The organism is Bacillus sp. S14(2024), assembly GCF_050473785.1.
GTDB lineage: Bacteria > Bacillota > Bacilli > Bacillales > Bacillaceae_G > Bacillus_A > Bacillus_A yunxiaonensis.
This window is the reverse complement of record NZ_JBFLUP010000006.1, coordinates 5,001-24,028: the sequence shown is the minus strand read 5'-3', so window position 1 is coordinate 24,028 and position 19,028 is coordinate 5,001. Positions and strand designations below refer to the sequence as shown.

18 protein-coding genes (1 of these 18 only partly in view) are annotated in these 19,028 nt (G+C 36.1%); 7 read left to right on the top strand and 11 right to left on the bottom strand.

Translation table 11 applies throughout. The features are described from left to right. Complete coding sequence (locus AB1279_RS00385) at nt 1-882, bottom strand: mechanosensitive ion channel family protein (protein ID WP_429757464.1); 882 nt, start codon at nt 880-882, stop codon at nt 1-3. Between the two features lie 437 nt (nt 883-1,319). On the opposite strand from AB1279_RS00385, the gene yyaC reads away from it, so the two are divergent. Further along, on the top strand, nt 1,320-1,916 hold the full coding sequence (gene yyaC, locus AB1279_RS00380) for a spore protease YyaC (protein WP_429757463.1): 597 nt from the start codon (nt 1,320-1,322) through the stop codon (nt 1,914-1,916). A 17-nt stretch (nt 1,917-1,933) separates the two neighbouring features. On the opposite strand, the gene AB1279_RS00375 is transcribed toward yyaC, so the two are convergent. From AB1279_RS00375 to rpmH, 10 genes are all read right to left on the bottom strand, one after another. Then, the gene (locus tag AB1279_RS00375) at nt 1,934-2,785 is read right to left on the bottom strand and encodes a ParB/RepB/Spo0J family partition protein (protein WP_429752904.1); all 852 of its coding nucleotides are present in this window, start codon (nt 2,783-2,785) and stop codon (nt 1,934-1,936) included. After that, nucleotides 2,778-3,539 carry a sporulation initiation inhibitor protein Soj gene (soj, locus tag AB1279_RS00370; RefSeq protein WP_429752903.1) on the bottom strand — a complete coding sequence of 254 codons (762 nt, stop codon included), beginning with the start codon at nt 3,537-3,539 and terminating at the stop codon, nt 2,778-2,780. Before soj ends, AB1279_RS00375 begins: the two co-directional genes overlap by 8 nt. Before the next feature lie 251 nt (nt 3,540-3,790). Then, nucleotides 3,791-4,639: a nucleoid occlusion protein gene (gene noc / locus AB1279_RS00365; protein WP_429752902.1), complete on the bottom strand. Its 849-nt coding sequence runs from the start codon at nt 4,637-4,639 to the stop codon at nt 3,791-3,793. Between the two features lie 246 nt (nt 4,640-4,885). Then, on the bottom strand, nt 4,886-5,605 hold the full coding sequence (gene rsmG, locus AB1279_RS00360) for a 16S rRNA (guanine(527)-N(7))-methyltransferase RsmG (RefSeq protein WP_429752901.1): 720 nt from the start codon (nt 5,603-5,605) through the stop codon (nt 4,886-4,888). A 21-nt stretch (nt 5,606-5,626) separates the two neighbouring features. Then, nucleotides 5,627-7,516, bottom strand: coding sequence for a tRNA uridine-5-carboxymethylaminomethyl(34) synthesis enzyme MnmG (gene mnmG, locus AB1279_RS00355; protein WP_429752900.1), 1,890 nt, complete (start codon nt 7,514-7,516; stop codon nt 5,627-5,629). Nucleotides 7,517-7,535: 19 nt separating this feature from the next. Then, on the bottom strand, nt 7,536-8,912 hold the full coding sequence (mnmE, locus tag AB1279_RS00350; RefSeq protein WP_429757462.1) for a tRNA uridine-5-carboxymethylaminomethyl(34) synthesis GTPase MnmE: 1,377 nt from the start codon (nt 8,910-8,912) through the stop codon (nt 7,536-7,538). A 505-nt stretch (nt 8,913-9,417) separates the two neighbouring features. Continuing rightward, nucleotides 9,418-10,035 (bottom strand): RNA-binding cell elongation regulator Jag/EloR, encoded by a 618-nt coding sequence (jag, locus tag AB1279_RS00345; protein WP_429752898.1) that lies wholly within the window; start codon nt 10,033-10,035, stop codon nt 9,418-9,420. Further along, nucleotides 10,032-10,799, bottom strand: coding sequence for a YidC family membrane integrase SpoIIIJ (spoIIIJ, locus tag AB1279_RS00340; RefSeq protein ID WP_429752897.1), 768 nt, complete (start codon nt 10,797-10,799; stop codon nt 10,032-10,034). Before spoIIIJ ends, jag begins: the two co-directional genes overlap by 4 nt. A gap of 39 nt (nt 10,800-10,838) precedes the next feature. Next, nucleotides 10,839-11,204, bottom strand: coding sequence for a ribonuclease P protein component (gene rnpA, locus AB1279_RS00335; RefSeq protein WP_429752896.1), 366 nt, complete (start codon nt 11,202-11,204; stop codon nt 10,839-10,841). 77 nt (nt 11,205-11,281) lie between these two features. Beyond that, the gene (rpmH, locus tag AB1279_RS00330) at nt 11,282-11,416 is read right to left on the bottom strand and encodes a 50S ribosomal protein L34 (protein WP_000831901.1); all 135 of its coding nucleotides are present in this window, start codon (nt 11,414-11,416) and stop codon (nt 11,282-11,284) included. Between the two features lie 562 nt (nt 11,417-11,978). Here rpmH and dnaA point away from each other — a divergent pair. The 6 genes from dnaA to gyrA form a co-directional block, all read left to right on the top strand. After that, nucleotides 11,979-13,322, top strand: a complete 1,344-nt coding sequence (gene dnaA, locus AB1279_RS00325) for a chromosomal replication initiator protein DnaA (protein ID WP_429752895.1) — start codon at nt 11,979-11,981, stop codon at nt 13,320-13,322. A gap of 180 nt (nt 13,323-13,502) precedes the next feature. Beyond that, entirely contained in the window at nt 13,503-14,648 is a 1,146-nt protein-coding gene (dnaN, locus tag AB1279_RS00320) for a DNA polymerase III subunit beta (RefSeq protein ID WP_429757459.1), read from the top strand. A 122-nt stretch (nt 14,649-14,770) separates the two neighbouring features. Next, complete coding sequence (gene yaaA, locus AB1279_RS00315; protein ID WP_098310159.1) at nt 14,771-14,983, top strand: S4 domain-containing protein YaaA; 213 nt, start codon at nt 14,771-14,773, stop codon at nt 14,981-14,983. A 12-nt stretch (nt 14,984-14,995) separates the two neighbouring features. Further along, nucleotides 14,996-16,123 (top strand): DNA replication/repair protein RecF, encoded by a 1,128-nt coding sequence (gene recF, locus AB1279_RS00310; RefSeq protein ID WP_429757461.1) that lies wholly within the window; start codon nt 14,996-14,998, stop codon nt 16,121-16,123. Nucleotides 16,124-16,161: 38 nt separating this feature from the next. Continuing rightward, nucleotides 16,162-18,084 carry a DNA topoisomerase (ATP-hydrolyzing) subunit B gene (gene gyrB, locus AB1279_RS00305; protein WP_429757458.1) on the top strand — a complete coding sequence of 641 codons (1,923 nt, stop codon included), beginning with the start codon at nt 16,162-16,164 and terminating at the stop codon, nt 18,082-18,084. A gap of 91 nt (nt 18,085-18,175) precedes the next feature. Next, a protein-coding gene (gene gyrA / locus AB1279_RS00300; RefSeq protein ID WP_429757457.1) for a DNA gyrase subunit A crosses the window boundary here: on the top strand, nt 18,176-19,028 show its start. It continues 1,613 nt past the right edge of the window; the window shows 853 of its 2,466 coding nt (coding positions 1-853); it begins with the start codon at nt 18,176-18,178; its stop codon lies off the right edge, out of view.

Sequence of the window (19,028 nt, the reverse complement as noted above, 5' to 3'; positions counted from 1 at the left end):
CTAATTTGCCTTTTCACTCATCAGCTCTTCACGGTTATATAGAACCATACGTGGATATGGAATTTCAATACCATGTAAATCAAGACGATTCTTAATTTCTTTACGAAGCGCTCTCGCTACTACAAAATGTTGCATCGGTTCTACTTCAGCTGTAACCCTTAAAACAACTTCTGATGCCGCCAAACTCTGTACACCTAATAATTGCGGACGAGCAACCATTTGCTCATACCTTGTTGGTAATTCATCCAATAACTTTTCAAGAACTTTTTCTGCATGTTCAATATCACTTTCATATGAAATAGATACATCTACAAAGGCAACACTATTAGTAACAGAGAAATTTGTTACTTCCTTAATATTTCCATTTGGAATAATATGAATTTCACCTGTCCATTTCTTCATTTTTGTTGTACGCAATCCAATCTCTTGAATAACTCCTTCAAATTGCCCTAAGCGTACATAGTCTCCTACTGAAAATTGATCCTCTAATAAAATGAAGAATCCCGTGATAACGTCTTTGACTAAGTTTTGTGCACCAAAACCAACCGCTAAACCAACAACTCCTGCACCGGCTAATAGTCCTTTTGTATCAATTCCAAATACCCCTAAAATAGCGATTATTACAACGAAAAAGATAACATACGTAAAAATATTTTCTAATAATTTTGCTAACGTCATCGTTCTTCTTTCAGAAATTTGAATTGGTGATTTTGTCTTTATTTTGAAAGCATTACTGATAATTGCCCTGCCAATTCGAATAACTATACTTGAAATAAGAAAAATAAGTGTAATTTGCAGTAAACCAAGACCAATATTTTCCCACAATCCCATATCTAACAACCAGTTTGTAAGTTTTGTATATAAGTCGTGAAGTCCTTTCATCGCGACCTACCTTTCTACCTCATATTCATTATTTATTGTAACAGAATTTCTCCTATATTTTACGAAAAAAGTTCTTTCATACGCTTTTATTTTCACACTCTATAAGGTATAAAATAACAACTTTTTTTATATACTAGTACTAGTATTCTTTAGGCTACATGACATACTTCACAAGCATTCATATTTTATAAGGTATCTAGATACAAAAATATACATTTCTTTCTACTCATAATTCACCTTTTTACAACAGAATGCCATCTCCACCAATAGGTAAAATTAGGAATATTTCTCAATTTCTTCTTAACATAATAATGAAGTTCCCCTAACAATAAAGGCAATATAAGTCATACATTCAAAAGAATGTATGACATGCAATCGTTTTTAGGAAAATCAAATTCATATGAATTCGATAAATTCTATTAAAGGATGGATGCTTCGTGAATATCGGAAGTTTTCGCTTACCTTTTTTTGAAAAAGATTCGCAGCAGGTTATGCATCATGATGCAAATTGCAATCAAACAATTAGCAGTTTTCTGCTCTCTCATCTCCCAATCGAAACAAACCCTCTACTTATTATACTTTGTATTGGGACAGACCGATCAACAGGTGATGCATTAGGCCCCCTTGTTGGTTCAAAACTACAAGATTATAACATTCAAAATTTTCATTTATACGGAACATTAGAATCACCAGTCCATGCTTTAAACTTAGAAGAAACGATTACAGAAATACACAAAACATTTATGAATCCCTTTATTATCGCAATTGATGCATGTCTAGGAAAATCTCAAAATATTGGTTCCATTACAATTGGAAAAGGACCTAGTAAACCTGGAGCCGCTATGAATAAAAAACTCCCTGCAATTGGTGATATGCATATCCATGGCATTGTAAATTTAAATGGATTTATGGAATTTTTTGTACTGCAAAACACAAGATTAAACCTTGTTATGAACATGGCTACCAGCATTGCGGAAAGTATTATTGAAACAGATAAAAAACTTGCTGTAATGAAAAAAATAAACCATCTATAAGTAGAGATGGTTTATTTTTATTGTTCTCCTGCTAAAAGTTCTAAAATACGTTGTAAATCACCCTTATTGAAAAATTGAATTTCAATTTTTCCTTTTTCTTGCTTCGTTTCTTTAATTTTCACAGCAGTTCCAAATCGCTCTCGTAACACCGTTTCTTGCTCCTCGAAAAAGATATTTCTCTCTGGTTTTTGTTTCTTTGTTTCACGTGAAACATATTCATTCATCTGCTGAATAATTTGTTCTAACTGCCGGACATTTAATCCTTCTTTTTCAATTCGTTGTAATAAACTATTGATTTGTGTTTTATCTTTTAAAGCAAGCAATGTTCGTCCATGTCCCATAGAAATCGTTCCATTTGAAATCATCTCTTGTACAAAAGGTGGGAGGGATAGTAAACGAATGTGGTTGGCAATATGTGGCCTACTTTTCCCAAGCCGCTTTGCTAACTGTTCTTGCGTTACCTTAAGTTGTTCCATGAGCATTTGATACGCTAACGCCTCCTCAATAGGCGTTAAATCTTCACGTTGCAAATTCTCTAATAGCGCAAGTTCCATCATTTGTTGCTCATTTAAATCTCGAACAACAACAGGAACCGTTTCGAGATTTGCTTCTTTAGCGGCACGAAATCTTCGTTCTCCTGCAACAATTTCATATCCTTTAATACTTTTTCGAACAATAAGCGGTTGTAAAATTCCATGTTCTTTAATGGATGATGCTAGCTCTTGAATTGCTTCCTTGTGAAAATATTTACGCGGCTGATATGGGTTAGGACGTAATTCGTTTACTTGCAATTCTTGAATTGTTTCTTCCTCTTTCACATCCAAATCTGGAAAAAACGCATTAATCCCTCTTCCTAGTCCTTTAGCCACCTGCAATCACTTCCTTTGCTAAATCTAAATACACTTCCGCCCCCCTCGACTTAGCATCATACATCATAATTGGTTTACCATGACTCGGCGCTTCACTTAAACGCACATTACGCGGAATAATCGAACTATATACTTTATCTCGGAAATATTTCTTCACTTCATCAATTACTTGTAACCCTAAGTTTGTACGAGCATCCAACATTGTTAGTAAAACACCTTGAATTGCTAAATTTTTATTTAAATGCTTTTGTACAAGGCGAACTGTATTCAACAATTGACTTAACCCCTCTAAGGCGTAATACTCACATTGAACAGGAATAATAACAGAATCTGCAGCAGTTAATGCGTTAATGGTTAATAAACCTAAAGATGGGGGACAATCAATAATAATATAATCATACTCATCACGAATTGGCTGCAGCGCACGCTGCAGGCGAACTTCCCGGGAAATTGTCGGTACAAGTTCTATTTCAGCTCCTGCTAGCTGAATAGTAGCGGGAAGCACATCTAGATTTTCAGTTGCTGTTCTCTTTATAACCTCACGAACATCTGTATCTTCTACAAGCACATTATAAATACATTCATTTAAATCTGATTTTTCAATTCCGACTCCTGTCGTTGCATTCCCTTGTGCATCAATATCAACAAGAAGTACTTTTTTTCCTACTTGTGCCAATCCAGCTCCTAAATTTACCGATGTTGTTGTTTTTCCAACACCACCTTTTTGATTAGCAATGGCAATGATTTTCCCCATGATGTCACCTACTTTCAACCTTTCTGTCTTATTCTACAAATGATTGTTTTTATTTTAACATGAAACAATCCTGTTTCTTTTGTTTCTGTATATTAAACTTCAAAATTTATTTACAAACTCCTTCTTAATTTTAAAAGAAAATATAGTACTTATAAAGTGAAACTTCCATCAGAGAGGTCTTACATTAATACGTGACAAAACAAAAAGACCTCTTCCAACGTTGAGGTCTTTTTTCTATGTTTCTATCTTTCTTACTTCTTTTTTGGAATTTTAATTGTAATTTGATAGTATTCATCAAATTCTTCTTCTTCCGAATTCACATTCAAGCCGCTATTCGCAACCATTTGTAAAGATTGACGAATTGTATTCATTGCAATACGCATATCGCGACTTACTGCTTTTTGCTTTGCTTTTCGTTTCGGCTTCGTTTCTTCTAACAATTTAGCAATTCGATCTTCTGTTTGCTTCACATTAAATTGCTTTTCAATAATTTCTTGTAAAACTTTTAATTGAAGCTCTTCATTTTTAAGCGGAATAAGGGCACGAGCATGACGTTCTGTAATACTCTTCTCTAATAACGCTTGTTTAACATCTTCTGGCAACTTTAATAATCTTAGTTTGTTTGCAATTGTAGATTGCCCTTTACCTAGTCGCTGCGCTAGTGCTTCTTGCGTTAAATTATGTAATTCAATTAACTTTTGATAAGCAACAGCCTCTTCGATTGCCGTAAGTTCTTCTCGTTGCAAATTTTCAATCAGGGCAACAGAAGCGGTCTCAGTATCATTCAAATTTTTAACAATAGCCGGGACAGTTTCCCATCCTAATTTTGTTGCAGCCCGAAAACGTCTTTCACCAGCAATAATCTCATATTTCTCTTCTTCATACTGACGAACAACAATCGGTTGAATTAATCCATGCGTATGAATTGTAAGAGCGAGCTCTTCAATACGGGCATCATCAAAAATTGTACGTGGCTGATAGCGATTTGGAACAATTTTTGATAACGAAATTTGCTTTATCTCTTCATGGCTTTCTTCTTGTAGTGCTAATTCAGCCTCTTTCTCTCCAAAGCCAAATAAACGAGAAAACGTGTTTCTCATACATATTCCACCACCTTTGAATCCTATTGAATACTCTATACAAAAATGTTTCATGTGAAACATTTACGTCTTTATTCCGCTCTAACGGGCAGTAAGTCCCCGCCTCAATATTATGAGGATCCAAAAAAAGGTGGTGGATAACTGCCTGTAAAAAGCCCGAATCGTTCAACTAACCATCAGTGATGATAAACAAACTTACTGATAGAAGTTTCACTTTATATAACTTAATCTTACGTCTAATAAGATTTATTTTTCAATAGGTAATTTATTCGGTGTCCCTGGCTTACGCGGATATTTATTTGGTGTTTTTCTCTTTTTCTCAATCAATAAGATGTTACGTTCGCTTTCCTCAAATGGTAATTGGAACGTAGCAATTCCTTTCAATTCACCACCAAGCACTTGCAGAGCATACTTGCCATTCTCAATTTCTTCGTTTGCGGCCGAACCTTTCATTGCAATAAATGTTCCCCCTACTTTCACAAGCGGTAAACACAATTCACTTAAGACAGAGAGACGGGCAACAGCGCGTGCCATTACAATATCAAAGGATTCACGTACACCTTCTTTTTTTCCAAATGTTTCAGCACGATCATGACAAAACGCTACGTCAGTTAATTCTAATTTTGTTGCTAAATGATTTAAAAATGTAATACGTTTTTGCAAGGAATCGACAATTGTGACTTTTAAATTTGGAAAACAGATTTTTAAAGGGATGCTAGGAAAACCCGCTCCTGCACCAACATCACAAACAGAAAATGGCCTTGAAAAATCATGATAGAAAGCAGCTGTAATAGAATCAAAAAAGTGCTTTAAATATACTTCTTCCTTCTCTGTAATTGCTGTTAAGTTCATTTTTTCATTCCACTCAACTAACGTCTCAAAATAGATTTCAAATTGCTCTAACTGCCTAGCAGAAAGAGTAATACCTCTTTCTACTAGCATAGATTGAAATTGTTCTATATTCATCTCGCTATATCCCCTAACTATTTATTTGTTCGATACTCGTGCAATTTTTCCTTGTTCTATATACACAAGTAAAATGGAAATATCAGCTGGATTTACCCCGGAAATACGAGATGCTTGGCCCATCGATAGCGGACGGACATCCTTTAATTTTTGACGTGCTTCAGAAGCTATTCCAGAAATTGCATCGTAATCAATATCAACCGGAATTTTTTTACTTTCCATACGCTTCATACGATCTACTTGTTGTAAAGATTTTTCAATATACCCTTCATACTTAAGCTGAATCTCAACTTGCTCTGCCACTTCATCGTTAACCTTTTCTTCACTTGGAGCAAGAAGATGAATATGCTCATACGTCATTTCTGGACGGCGTAATAAATCACTCGCACGTATACCATCCTTTAGTTCACTTCCGCCAGCTCCACGAATTAACTCTTGTACTTCAGGACGCGGCTTAATAATAATACTCGATAAACGTTCTTTTTCTTTTTCAATTTGCTCTTTTTTTACTGTAAAACGTTCATAACGCTCTTCTGGGATTAAACCAATTTCATGTCCAATTTCTGTTAAACGAAGGTCTGCATTGTCATGACGTAATAATAAGCGGTATTCTGCACGAGATGTTAATAGGCGATATGGTTCATTTGTACCTTTTGTTACTAAATCATCAATTAAAACGCCAATATACGCATCTGAACGATTTAAAATCACTTCTTTTTTACCTAATGAACGACAAGCCGCATTAATACCCGCCATTAAACCTTGACCTGCTGCTTCTTCATAACCAGATGTTCCATTAATTTGTCCTGCTGTATATAAATTTTCTATTTTCTTTGTTTCAAGCGTTGGCCATAGCTGCGTTGGTACAATTGCATCATACTCAATTGCATATCCCGTACGCATCATTTCTACGTTTTCTAAGCCAGGAATGGTCTTTAACATCTCACGTTGTACATCTTCCGGCAGACTTGTCGATAGACCTTGTACATATACTTCTTGTGTATTTCGTCCTTCTGGCTCTAAGAAGATTTGATGACGTGGTTTATCGTGGAAACGGACAACCTTATCTTCAATTGAAGGACAATATCTCGGACCTGTTCCTTTAATCATGCCAGAATACATAGCAGAACGATGTAAATTTCCATCGATTAAACGGTGTGTTTCCTCACTTGTATATGTTAACCAACACGGAATTTGATCCATGATGAACTTCGTTGTCTCGAAAGAAAATGCACGTGGTGTATCATCACCTGGTTGAATTTCTGTTTTGCTATAATCAATTGTATTACTATTTACACGTGGAGGCGTACCCGTTTTAAAACGCACAAGCTCAAATCCAAGTTCTTCTAGGTGCTCCGATAATCTCACTGATGGTTGTTGGTTATTTGGCCCACTTGAATATTTTAAATCTCCAACGATAATTTCACCGCGTAAAAACGTACCTGTTGTAATAACAACTGTTTTCGCTGTGTATTCCGCTCCCGTTTGTGTAACAACACCTTTACATACGCCGTCTTCTACAATTAAGCGTTCAACCATAGCTTGACGCAATGTTAAATTTGGTGTTTCTTCAATTGTTTTTTTCAATTCATGTTGATACGCAAATTTATCTGCTTGAGCACGAAGCGCACGTACTGCCGGACCTTTTCCTGTGTTTAACATACGCATTTGAATATGCGTTTTATCAATGTTTCTTCCCATCTCACCGCCAAGCGCATCTATTTCACGAACAACAATTCCCTTTGCAGGTCCACCAACCGAAGGGTTACACGGCATAAACGCAACCATATCTAAGTTAATTGTTAACATTAATGTTTTTGCTCCCATACGAGCTGCTGCTAAACCAGCTTCACACCCCGCATGACCTGCACCGATTACAATAACATCATAAGAACCAGCGTTGTATCCCATTTTCCATTCCTCCTTACGATTACTTTCCTAAACAAAATTGGGAGAATAACTGATCAATTAAACTTTCGTGTACAGTATCTCCCGTAATTTCACCAAGGATTTCCCACGTTCTTGTTAAATCAATTTGCACCATATCAATTGGTACGCCGCTATGAATAGCCTCGATTGCATCGCCAATCGTCTTTTCTGCTTGTGTTAATAAACCAATGTGACGCGCATTCGATACATATGTCATATCTGCCGCTTCAATTGCTCCTTCAAAGAAGAGATCAGCAATTGCCTGCTCTAGCTCATCTACACCTTTTTCTTCGATTAAAGTCGTTGTAATAACACGAGCTGAACCAGCCAATTGTACAACGCGCTCCATATCAATTTGCTGCGGCAAATCTGTTTTATTTACAATGACAATAAAGTCTTTTCCTTGCACTGCTCGGAATAATTCTTCATCTTCGTTTGTTAACACTTCGCTATAGTTTACAACTAGAAGAACTAAATCTGCTTTATTCATCATCTCTTTTGAACGCTCTACACCTATTTGTTCTACGATATCCTCTGTTTCACGAATTCCAGCTGTATCAATCAATTTAAGCGGTACACCGCGCACGTTCACGTATTCTTCAATAACATCTCGAGTCGTTCCCGCTATATCCGTTACAATCGCTTTCTTTTCTTGTACAAGACTATTTAATAAAGATGACTTTCCAACATTCGGTCTTCCAATAATAGCCGTTGCAATTCCTTCACGCAAAATTTTTCCTTGCTTTGAAGTTTGCAGTAACTTCCCAATTTCTGATCGAACGTATTCCGCCTTCTCAATTAAAACCCCGTGCGTCATTTCTTCTACATCATCGTATTCCGGGTAGTCAATATTCACTTCTACATGAGCTAATGTTTCCAAAATTTCTTGACGCAGACGACCAATTAATTTTGATAAACGACCTTCCATTTGGTTAATCGCAACATTCATTGCACGATCCGTTTTCGCACGAATTAAATCCATAACCGCTTCTGCTTGCGATAAGTCAATACGTCCATTTAAAAAAGCACGCTTTGTAAACTCCCCTGGCTCTGCCAACCGAACACCTTGCGATAAAATAAGTTGTAATACTTTATTTACAGAAACAAGGCCACCATGACAATTTACCTCAACGATATCTTCACGCGTAAATGTCTTTGGTGCCCGCATAATTGAAACCATAACTTCTTCAATAACCTTATTTGTATCTAAATCCACAATATGCCCATACTGAATTGTATGAGATGGCACTGTCGTTAAATCTTTCCCTTTAAAAATGCGATTTACCTTCTCTACCGCATCATCTCCACTTACTCGAACAATGGCAATTGCACCTTCCCCAAGAGCTGTGGAAATTGCAGCAATTGTATCAAATTCCATGTCCTTTCACCTCACTTGCTTATTTCTCTCTATATTCAATACGATTTTTTCTTTCACTAAATTATTAGGATACCATAACGAAACTGTGTAAAAAAGAATAATAACTTATTTTATTATGTCCTCTCATAAATCGCACTAAACTTATACACAGTGGATAAGTTTAGTGCGATTTATTTATCCACAGACAAATTCCTGTCTTCACATTTTATCCCGCTATTCGCAGGCAGTAAGCCCCCCGAGTGAAGCGAGGAAAATAGTTCCCGTAAAAGCCCGATTGGTGAGAGTCTTCCATCAGTGGGGAATGAAAAAAAAACCACTGATGGAAGTTTCACTTTATCCAGTAAAAAACCGGCACTCAAATGAGTTACCGGTTTATCCCGCTCTAAAGGACGGTCTCCCACCTCGATTTTCTAAGAAATTCAAAGCAGATAGGCTGCCCATAAGAGCCTGATTCGTTTAACTAGCCAACCGTTTAGGTTACATCTCTCAGGCTGGAAGTTTCACTTTATTTCGGAGATACGACAACATGTCGATATGGTTCTTTCCCTTCAGATGTTGTGATCACATATGGATGATTCGCAAGTGCTTGATGGATAACTTTTCTTTCAAAAGAAGGCATTGGTTCTAACACGATTCTTTTTCTCGTATTACTAGCTTGCTTTGCTAATCGAAGTGCAAGTGACTCTAACGTATCTTTTCGTTTATCACGATAATTTTCAGCGTCAATTGTTACACCAATATATTGTTTCGTGCTACGATTCGCAACAAGCTTTGTTACATATTGTAAAGAATTCAGTATGTGCCCTCTTTTTCCAATTAATATACCGACCTCACTACCAGAAAGTGTAAAATGAACGTCGCGTCCTTTTACCTCTTTTCCAACAGTTACATCAACATCCATTTCTTTTATGATACTTTTCAAGTAAAGTTCCGCTTCTTCTACAGGATCTTTTTTTACAAAGACCTCTACAATAGCAGGACGCCCTCCAATGAAACCGAGAAAAGCTTTTTTCCCCTCATCAATAATGTGTATCTCCACTTTATCTTTTGATACTTGTAATTGTTCTAATGCGGATTGCACTGCCTGTTCGACTGTTTGTCCTTTAGCAGTAATCATACTCACTTACTTGATCCTCCTGCCTTACTAGCCTTAATATCCGGCCCTTTGATCAAATATGTTTGTAAAATACCGAAGATGTTACCTACTACCCAGTAAAGAGATAGTGCAGCCGGGAAATTAATTGCGAAAACTAAAATCATGATAGGCATAAGCCAGATCATCATTGCCATTTGCGGATTTTGTCCAGCAGTACCAGCCATTGCAAGCTTTTGTTGAATAAACGTCGTAATCGCTGCAATAATTGGAAGAATATAATATGGATCAGCATGACCTAAATCAAACCATAAAAAAGTATGTTGTTTAATTTCTGCTGTTCTCATAATTGCATGGTAAAATGCAAATAAAATTGGCATTTGAATAAAAATTGGTAGACACCCAGCCAACGGATTTACACCATGTTTTTGATACAATTGCATCATTTCTTGTTGTAATTTTTGCTGAGTCGCTTGATCTTTAGAGCTGTATTTCTCTTTTAGCTTTGCCATTTCAGGTTGCAATGCTTGCATTGCTTTCGTACTCTTCGTTTGCTTAATCATTAATGGTAATAACGCAAAACGAATAATAAGAGTCGTGACAACAATCGATAAACCATAGTTATTGCCAAATAATTTTGCAAAATACGTGATTAGCTGAGAAAGTGGGTATACAAAATATTCATTCCAAATTCCCGTACTTTGCGGTGTAATCGGCTGATTTGTTTGATTACAGCCAGCAGAAATTGCCATTACAGCAATAAGCATGACCAGTAAACTTATCTTTTTTTTCACAGCCTGCTCCTCCTTGTTTAGGTATGTATATAGTGTAATTCATTTTCCTCTTATTTCGCTACTTTTTGCCAGTTTTACTCCCGAGCGGTGCAGAGCGTGAATTAAGCTTTTCTTTAATTGTTCATAGTCCATTTCTGAACAAGGCTTCCTTGCTATTATAACAAAATCTTTTCCAGAATCTATCTCATCTTTTAACTCCGTAAAAGCTTGACGAATCATTCGTTTAATTCGATTACGCATGACCGCATTCCCTAACTTTTTACTAACAGAAAGACCAATTCGAAAATATGGTTGATCAGGCTTCTCTAATTGGTATACAACAAATTGACGATTAGCATTTGATGTCCCCTTTTGAAAAACAGCTTGAAATTCCTCATTCTTCTTTACACGATTCTTTTTCTTCATATCAATTGAACACTCCTGTATTTCGCCAGCGGAAAATTCATAATTACTAGAAAAAAGACCACTGAACGATCAGTGGCCTACGCAGATAATACTTTTCTACCTTTACGACGACGAGCTGCTAGAACTTTACGTCCGTTCGCTGTGCTCATACGGCTACGGAAACCATGTACTTTGCTGCGCTTACGTTTATTTGGTTGATAAGTTCTTTTCATTATATGACACCTCCCTGAGGAATAACTGTTAAAGACAGTCCTATAAATTATAGTTAATTTGGTAGGAGAATGTCAATGCTTCTCAAAATTTTAATAAAATATTCATTTTCTACCTATTCACAACGTTGTTCACAATACATTCTATCGGTTGTGGATAATTTTTTTCGCCACTTTTTTATATCCACAATTCATTTTTTGTTTTTACACAGTATATCGTATTGTGGACAAGTTTATTCCACAAGGTATTGATTTTGTGGATAACTTTTTGAAATACATTGCTATTGCTATCTTTTTTTGATATTATAGTTGTGTTTTCACCTTGGACAAGTTTTCCACAATTATCATTTATCCACAATTTGTGAATAACTTGTGGACATGTATAAACACATGTGTACAAGAAGTTTTCCACAATGTGTTTTTTTGTCGAAAACTCTATCTCGTATTTAAACCGATTTTTCACTTTTAAAAAGTGTTACGTATAAATATACAGTGTTGTTTTGTTAGGTTATACAAACATTAAACACTTGGTTTGCTGATCATCTTTTGTAAAGGAGGGACAACTTTGGAAAACATTTCAGATTTATGGAATAACACCTTAAAAGAACTAGAGAAAAAAGTAAGTAAGCCTAGCTACGAAACATGGCTTAAATCTACAAAAGCTTATTCTTTAAAAAAGGACGTTTTAACTATTACAGCTCCAAATGAATTTGCGCGTGATTGGTTAGAATCTCACTATTCAGAACTTATTTCGGAAACAATCATTCATTTAATGGGCGCGGAACTTGAGATTCGCTTCATCATTCCACAAAGTCAAACAGAAGAGGAATTTGACTATCCTCCTGTTAAAAAAGATAAAACAATGCATGATGAACCTAATCATTTCCCGCAAAGCATGCTTAATCCAAAATATATATTTGATACCTTTGTAATCGGTTCTGGCAATCGCTTTGCCCATGCAGCTTCGTTAGCCGTAGCTGAGGCGCCTGCTAAAGCGTACAATCCCTTATTTATTTACGGGGGAGTTGGGCTCGGGAAAACGCATTTAATGCATGCAATCGGTCATTATGTCATCGAGCATAATCCAAACGCAAAAGTTGTTTATCTGTCATCTGAAAAATTTACAAATGAATTTATTAATTCTATTCGTGATAATAAGGCCGTTGATTTTCGTAATAAATATCGGAACGTTGATGTTTTACTTATAGATGATATTCAATTTCTTGCTGGAAAAGAACAAACACAGGAAGAGTTTTTCCATACATTTAACGCGTTGCACGAAGAAAGTAAGCAAATTGTAATTTCAAGTGATCGTCCGCCAAAAGAAATTCCTACACTAGAAGATCGCTTACGTTCGCGCTTTGAATGGGGACTCATTACAGACATTACTCCTCCAGATTTAGAAACAAGAATTGCGATTTTACGCAAGAAAGCAAAAGCTGAAGGTCTGGATATTCCGAATGAAGTTATGCTCTATATCGCAAATCAAATTGACTCTAACATCCGTGAATTAGAAGGTGCTCTAATTCGTGTTGTAGCGTATTCGTCTTTAATTAATAAAGATATTAATGCAGATTTAGCTGCTGAAGCACTAAAGCATATTATTCCAAATTCCAAACCGAAAATTATTTCAATTTATGACATCCAAAAAGCTGTAGGGGATGTTTATCAAGTGAAATTAGAAGACTTTAAAGCAAAAAAGCGTACAAAATCGGTCGCTTTCCCTCGACAAATTGCAATGTATCTGTCTCGTGAACTAACAGATTCATCTTTACCAAAAATCGGTGAAGAGTTTGGAGGTCGTGATCATACTACAGTCATTCATGCACACGAAAAAATTTCCAAACTGTTAAAAACGGATGCACAATTACAGAGGCAACTTGAAGAGATTCACGATATTTTAAAGTAATATGATGTGAATAACGTGAATAACTTTCCTTATTTTACACACAGTCTATCCACATGTAGATAGACTGTTTTTCCGTATTCTAAACGAGTTATCCACATATCCACAAGACCTATTACTATTACTACTAATTTTTATTATTATTAAATAAAATCAATTTTATATTTGCCGGAGGTTTTCGTTATGCATTTTTCAATTCAAAAAGATTACCTTGTCAGAAGTGTACAAGATGTAATGAAAGCTGTTTCCTCTCGTACAACAATTCCGATTCTTACAGGGATTAAAATCGTAGCAAATGAAGAAGGTGTTACATTAACGGGTAGCGATGCTAATATATCGATCGAATCCTTTATTCCAATTGAAGAGGATGGAAAAGAAATTGTAGAAGTCCTACAATCAGGAAGTATTGTTTTACAAGCAAAATATTTTAGTGAAATTGTAAAAAAATTACCGAAAGATACAGTTGAAATTTCTGTCGAAAGTCATTTTATGACGAAAATAAAATCTGGAAAGTCCGAGTTTAACTTAAATGGTTTAGACTCAGCTGAGTATCCATTGTTACCACAGATTGAAGAACATCATGTATTTCAAATTCCAACAGATCTGTTAAAACATATGATTCGTCAAACTGTTTTTGCTGTATCTACATCAGAAACACGTCCAATCTTGACAGGTGTAAACTGGAAGGTGTATAACAGCGAATTGATTTGTATTGCAACAGATAGTCATCGTTTGGCGCTGCGCAAAGCGAAAATTGCAGGACAAACTATTTCGAATGAATTTCAAGCAAATGTTGTTATTCCAGGAAAAAGTTTAAATGAGTTAAGTAAAATTCTTGATGAATCAGAGGAAATGGTAGATATTGTTATAACGGAGTATCAAGTGTTATTCCGGACGAAACATTTATTATTCTTCTCTAGACTGTTAGAGGGTAACTATCCGGATACAACAAGACTAATCCCACCAGATAGTAAAACGGATATTTTTGTAAATACAAAAGAATTTTTACAAGCAATTGATCGAGCTTCTTTATTAGCAAGAGATGGACGTAATAATGTTGTGAAATTATCAACTTTAGAAGATCAAATGTTAGAAATTTCATCGAACTCTCCAGAAATCGGGAAAGTAGTAGAAGAAGTTCAATGCGAGAAAATTGAAGGTGAAGAGTTAAAAATCTCCTTTAGTGCAAAATATATGATGGATGCATTAAAAGCATTAGATAGTACAGAGATTAAAATTAGCTTTACTGGTGCAATGAGACCATTTTTAATTCGTACAGTGAACGATGATTCCATTACTCAATTAATTTTACCAGTACGTACGTACTAAAAAGATAGGGTTACTAGTGTAGATGTACTGGTAACCCTTTTGATTTTTCCCTATTACTTTCCTAATGCTTGTTTATTTAGTACAATGAAAGAATGAACACTTTTAGAAAGTGAGCGATTTGTATGAAACATATTCAAATTTCGACAGAATATATTACATTAGGACAATTTTTAAAACTGGCTGACGTGATTGATACAGGCGGAGCGGTAAAATGGTTTTTACAAGAGTATGAAGTGTATGTGAATAAAGAGCCTGAAAATAGACGAGGCCGAAAATTATATACAAATGATATTGTTGAAATTCCGGGGATCGGAACATTTCAAGTTCAAGGATAAAGGGGGATCCCTTTGTATATTACAGAATTACATTTACAAAACTATCGCAATTATGAGCAATTAGATCTTTCCTTCGAAGATAAAGTAAACGTAATTATTGGTGAAAATGCGCAAGGAAAAACAAATTTGATGGAAGCGATTTATGTATTAGCGATGGCTAAATCTCATCGAACTTCTAATGATCGTGAACTTATCAGATGGGATGAAGATTGTGGTAGAATAAAAGGGAGACTGCAAAAACGAAATAACTCTTTGTCCTTAGAACTAAACATTTCCAAAAAAGGAAAAAAAGCAAAGTTAAATCAACTTGAGCAACAAAAATTGAGTCAATATATTGGCGTAATGAATGTTGTTATGTTTGCTCCTGAAGATTTAAACCTTGTAAAGGGAAGTCCTCAAGTACGAAGACGTTTTTTAGATATGGAGCTTGGGCAAATAGCTCCTGTATATTTGTACGAATTAAGTCAATACCAAAAAGTTCTTACACAGCGTAATCATTTGCTCAAAAAAATGCAAGGCAATAGTCCAAATGATGAAGCTATGTTAGATGTGTTTACACTTCAACTCGTTGAACATGGTGTAAAAGTATTAAAAAAACGTTTTGAATTTTTACGTTTATTACAAGAATGGGCAGCTCCAATCCATCGAGGAATTAGCAGAGGACTTGAGGAGCTAGAAATAGTCTATAAACCAAGTGTTGATGTATCAGAATCCATGGATTTGTCGAAAATAAAAGAAGTATACTATGAAAGTTTCCAATCTGTGAAACAACGTGAACTCTTCCGTGGCACAACCTTAATTGGGCCTCATCGTGACGATTTACAATTCTTCGTTAATGGTAAAAATGTTCAAGTCTTTGGTTCGCAAGGGCAACAACGAACGACCGCACTTTCCCTAAAGTTAGCTGAAATCGAATTGATTTATTCAGAAGTTAACGAATATCCAATCCTTTTATTAGATGATGTGTTATCGGAACTAGACGATTATAGGCAATCACATCTGCTTAATACGATTCAAGGAAAGGTGCAAACGTTTGTGACAACGACAAGTGTTGATGGAATTGAGCATGATACATTAAAACAAGCAAAAACAATTCATGTAACGAACGGCACAGTGGATTGTGGAGAAGAAGACAAATAGCTTCTGTCTAAATGGAAAAGTAGGTGATCTTTGTGTCAATGGAACAAAAACAAATACAAGAGAATGCATATGATGAAAGCCAAATACAGGTCTTAGAAGGACTAGAAGCAGTTCGGAAACGTCCGGGAATGTACATTGGTTCAACAAGTGGAAAAGGTCTTCATCACCTTGTATGGGAAATTGTTGATAACAGTATTGATGAGGCATTGGCAGGGTATTGTGATGAAATTAATGTCTCTATTGAAGAAGATAACAGTATTGTAGTAAAAGATAATGGTCGTGGTATTCCAGTTGGGATGCATGAGAAAATGGGTCGTCCAGCTGTAGAGGTTATTATGACGGTTCTTCATGCAGGTGGTAAATTCGGCGGCGGCGGTTATAAAGTTTCTGGGGGCTTACATGGTGTAGGTGCTTCTGTCGTGAACGCATTATCAACGGAATTAGAAGTATTTGTTCATCGTGACGAGCAAATCCATTATCAAAAGTATGAACGTGGTATACCAGTTGCGGATTTAAAAGTAATTGGAGATACAGATCATACAGGAACAATAACGCGCTTCAAGCCAGATGCAGAAATTTTTACTGAAACAACTGTATATGAGTTTGATACATTAGCAACTCGTTTAAGAGAGCTAGCATTTTTAAATCGTGATATTAAATTAACAATTGAAGATAAACGTGAGCATAAACAAAAGAAAGAATTCCATTATGAAGGCGGAATTAAGTCTTATGTTGAGCATTTAAATCGCTCTAAAGAACCAATACATGAAGAACCAGTATATGTAGAAGGTTCAAAAGATGGAATTCAAGTTGAGGTTGCTCTTCAATATAACGAAGGATATACAACTAACATTTATTCATTTACAAATAATATTCATACGTATGAAGGTGGTACGCATGAAGTAGGATTTAAAACAGCATTAACACGTGTGATTAATGATTACGGTCGGAAAAATAATATTTTAAAAGATGCTGATAGTAATTTAACAGGTGAAGATGTTCGTGAAGGTTTAACGGCTATTGTGTCCATTAAACATCCAAATCCGCAATTTGAAGGGCAAACGAAAACAAAACTTGGAAATAGCGAAGCGAGAACAATTACGGAATCAGTTTTCTCTGAAGCATTTGAAAAGTTTTTACTTGAAAACCCAAATGTTGCTCGAAAAATTGTAGATAAGGGAACGATGGCAGCACGTGCACGTGTAGCAGCGAAAAAGGCTCGTGAATTAACACGCAGAAAAAGTGCGCTAGAAGTATCAAGCTTACCAGGAAAACTTGCAGATTGTTCTTCTAAAGATCCTTCTATTAGTGAAATTTATATCGTAGAGGGTGATTCAGCGGGTGGTTCAGCAAAACAAGGCCGAGATCGTCATTTCCAAGCAATTTTACCGCTTAAAGGGAAAATTATTAACGTCGAAAAAGCTCGTTTAGATAAAATTTTATCAAACGATGAGGTACGTACAATTATTACTGCGCTTGGTACAGGTATTGGCGGAGACTTTGATATTGAAAAGGCGCGTTATCATAAAGTTATTATTATGACTGATGCTGATGTCGACGGTGCTCATATTCGTACCCTATTATTAACATTCTTCTATCGTTATATGCGTCAAATTCTTGAGCACGGTTATGTATATATTGCACAACCGCCATTATATAAAGTGCAACAAGGTAAGCGAGTTGAGTATGCTTACAATGATAGAGAACTTGAAAATATATTAGCGGAGCTTCCGAAACAGCCGAAACCAGGTATTCAACGCTATAAAGGTCTTGGAGAAATGAATCCAGCGCAGCTATGGGAAACAACAATGGATCCAGAAGTACGTTCACTTCTTCAAGTTTCGCTTCAAGATGCAATCGAAGCAGATGAAACGTTTGAAATTTTAATGGGTGATAAAGTTGAACCACGTCGTAACTTTATCCAAGAAAATGCAAAATATGTGAAAAACCTTGATATTTAATGAATGATGACAGGAATCGGAGTATTCCTGTCTTCTACGTATAAATGAACATGATATATCGATCGGAAATGTAATGAGGAGGTGCTGGTTGATGTCAGACAACCAACAACAAGGCCGAATTCGAGAAATTAATATTAGCCAGGAAATGCGTACCTCGTTTTTAGATTATGCGATGAGCGTTATCGTATCTCGTGCACTGCCAGATGTTCGAGATGGGCTAAAACCTGTACACCGCAGGGTTTTATATGCAATGAATGACTTAGGGATTACTGCTGATAAGGCGTATAAGAAATCAGCCCGTATTGTCGGTGAAGTAATTGGTAAGTATCATCCGCATGGTGACTCAGCGGTATACGAGACAATGGTACGAATGGCGCAAGACTTTAGCCAACGATATATGTTAGTAGACGGCCATGGGAACTTTGGTTCTATCGATGGAGATTCAGCAGCGGCAATGCGTTATACAGAGGCAAGAATGTCCAAAATTTCTATGGAGCTATTGCGTGATATTACGAAAAATACAATTGATTATCAAGATAACTACGATGGTTCTGAACGAGAACCGATTGTATTACCAGCTCGTTTTCCTAACTTATTAGTAAATGGTACAACTGGTATTGCGGTTGGGATGGCAACAAATATTCCTCCGCATCAGCTTGGGGAAGTAATTGATGGAGTATTAGCGTTAAGTCGTAATCCAGAGATTACAATTGGTGAATTAATGGAGTATATTCCGGGACCAGATTTTCCTACATTTGGTCAAATCCTTGGTCGAAGCGGCATTCGAAGAGCTTATGAAACGGGACGCGGCACAATTATGCTTCGTGCGAAAGTCGAGATTGAAGAGAAGGCAAACGGAAAGCAATCTATTATTGTAACTGAGCTTCCGTATCAAGTAAACAAAGCGAAGTTAATTGAGAAAATTGCGGAGCTTGTTCGTGATA

Excerpts from the sequence above, each read along its gene's own strand:
- AB1279_RS00385 (WP_429757464.1), bottom strand. The coding sequence starts at position 882 with ATGAAAGGACTTCACGACTTATATACAAAACTTACAAACTGGTTGTTA.
- soj (WP_429752903.1), bottom strand. The coding sequence starts at position 3,539 with ATGGGGAAAATCATTGCCATTGCTAATCAAAAAGGTGGTGTTGGAAAA.
- noc (WP_429752902.1), bottom strand. The coding sequence starts at position 4,639 with ATGAGAAACACGTTTTCTCGTTTATTTGGCTTTGGAGAGAAAGAGGCT.
- rsmG (WP_429752901.1), bottom strand. The coding sequence starts at position 5,605 with ATGAATATAGAACAATTTCAATCTATGCTAGTAGAAAGAGGTATTACT.
- mnmG (WP_429752900.1), bottom strand. The coding sequence starts at position 7,516 with ATGGGATACAACGCTGGTTCTTATGATGTTATTGTAATCGGTGCAGGT.
- mnmE (WP_429757462.1), bottom strand. The coding sequence starts at position 8,912 with ATGGAATTTGATACAATTGCTGCAATTTCCACAGCTCTTGGGGAAGGT.
- rnpA (WP_429752896.1), bottom strand. The coding sequence starts at position 11,204 with ATGAAGAAAAAGAATCGTGTAAAGAAGAATGAGGAATTTCAAGCTGTT.
- rpmH (WP_000831901.1), bottom strand. The coding sequence starts at position 11,416 with ATGAAAAGAACTTATCAACCAAATAAACGTAAGCGCAGCAAAGTACAT.
- dnaN (WP_429757459.1), top strand. The coding sequence starts at position 13,503 with ATGCATTTTTCAATTCAAAAAGATTACCTTGTCAGAAGTGTACAAGAT.
- yaaA (WP_098310159.1), top strand. The coding sequence starts at position 14,771 with ATGAAACATATTCAAATTTCGACAGAATATATTACATTAGGACAATTT.
- gyrB (WP_429757458.1), top strand. The coding sequence starts at position 16,162 with ATGGAACAAAAACAAATACAAGAGAATGCATATGATGAAAGCCAAATA.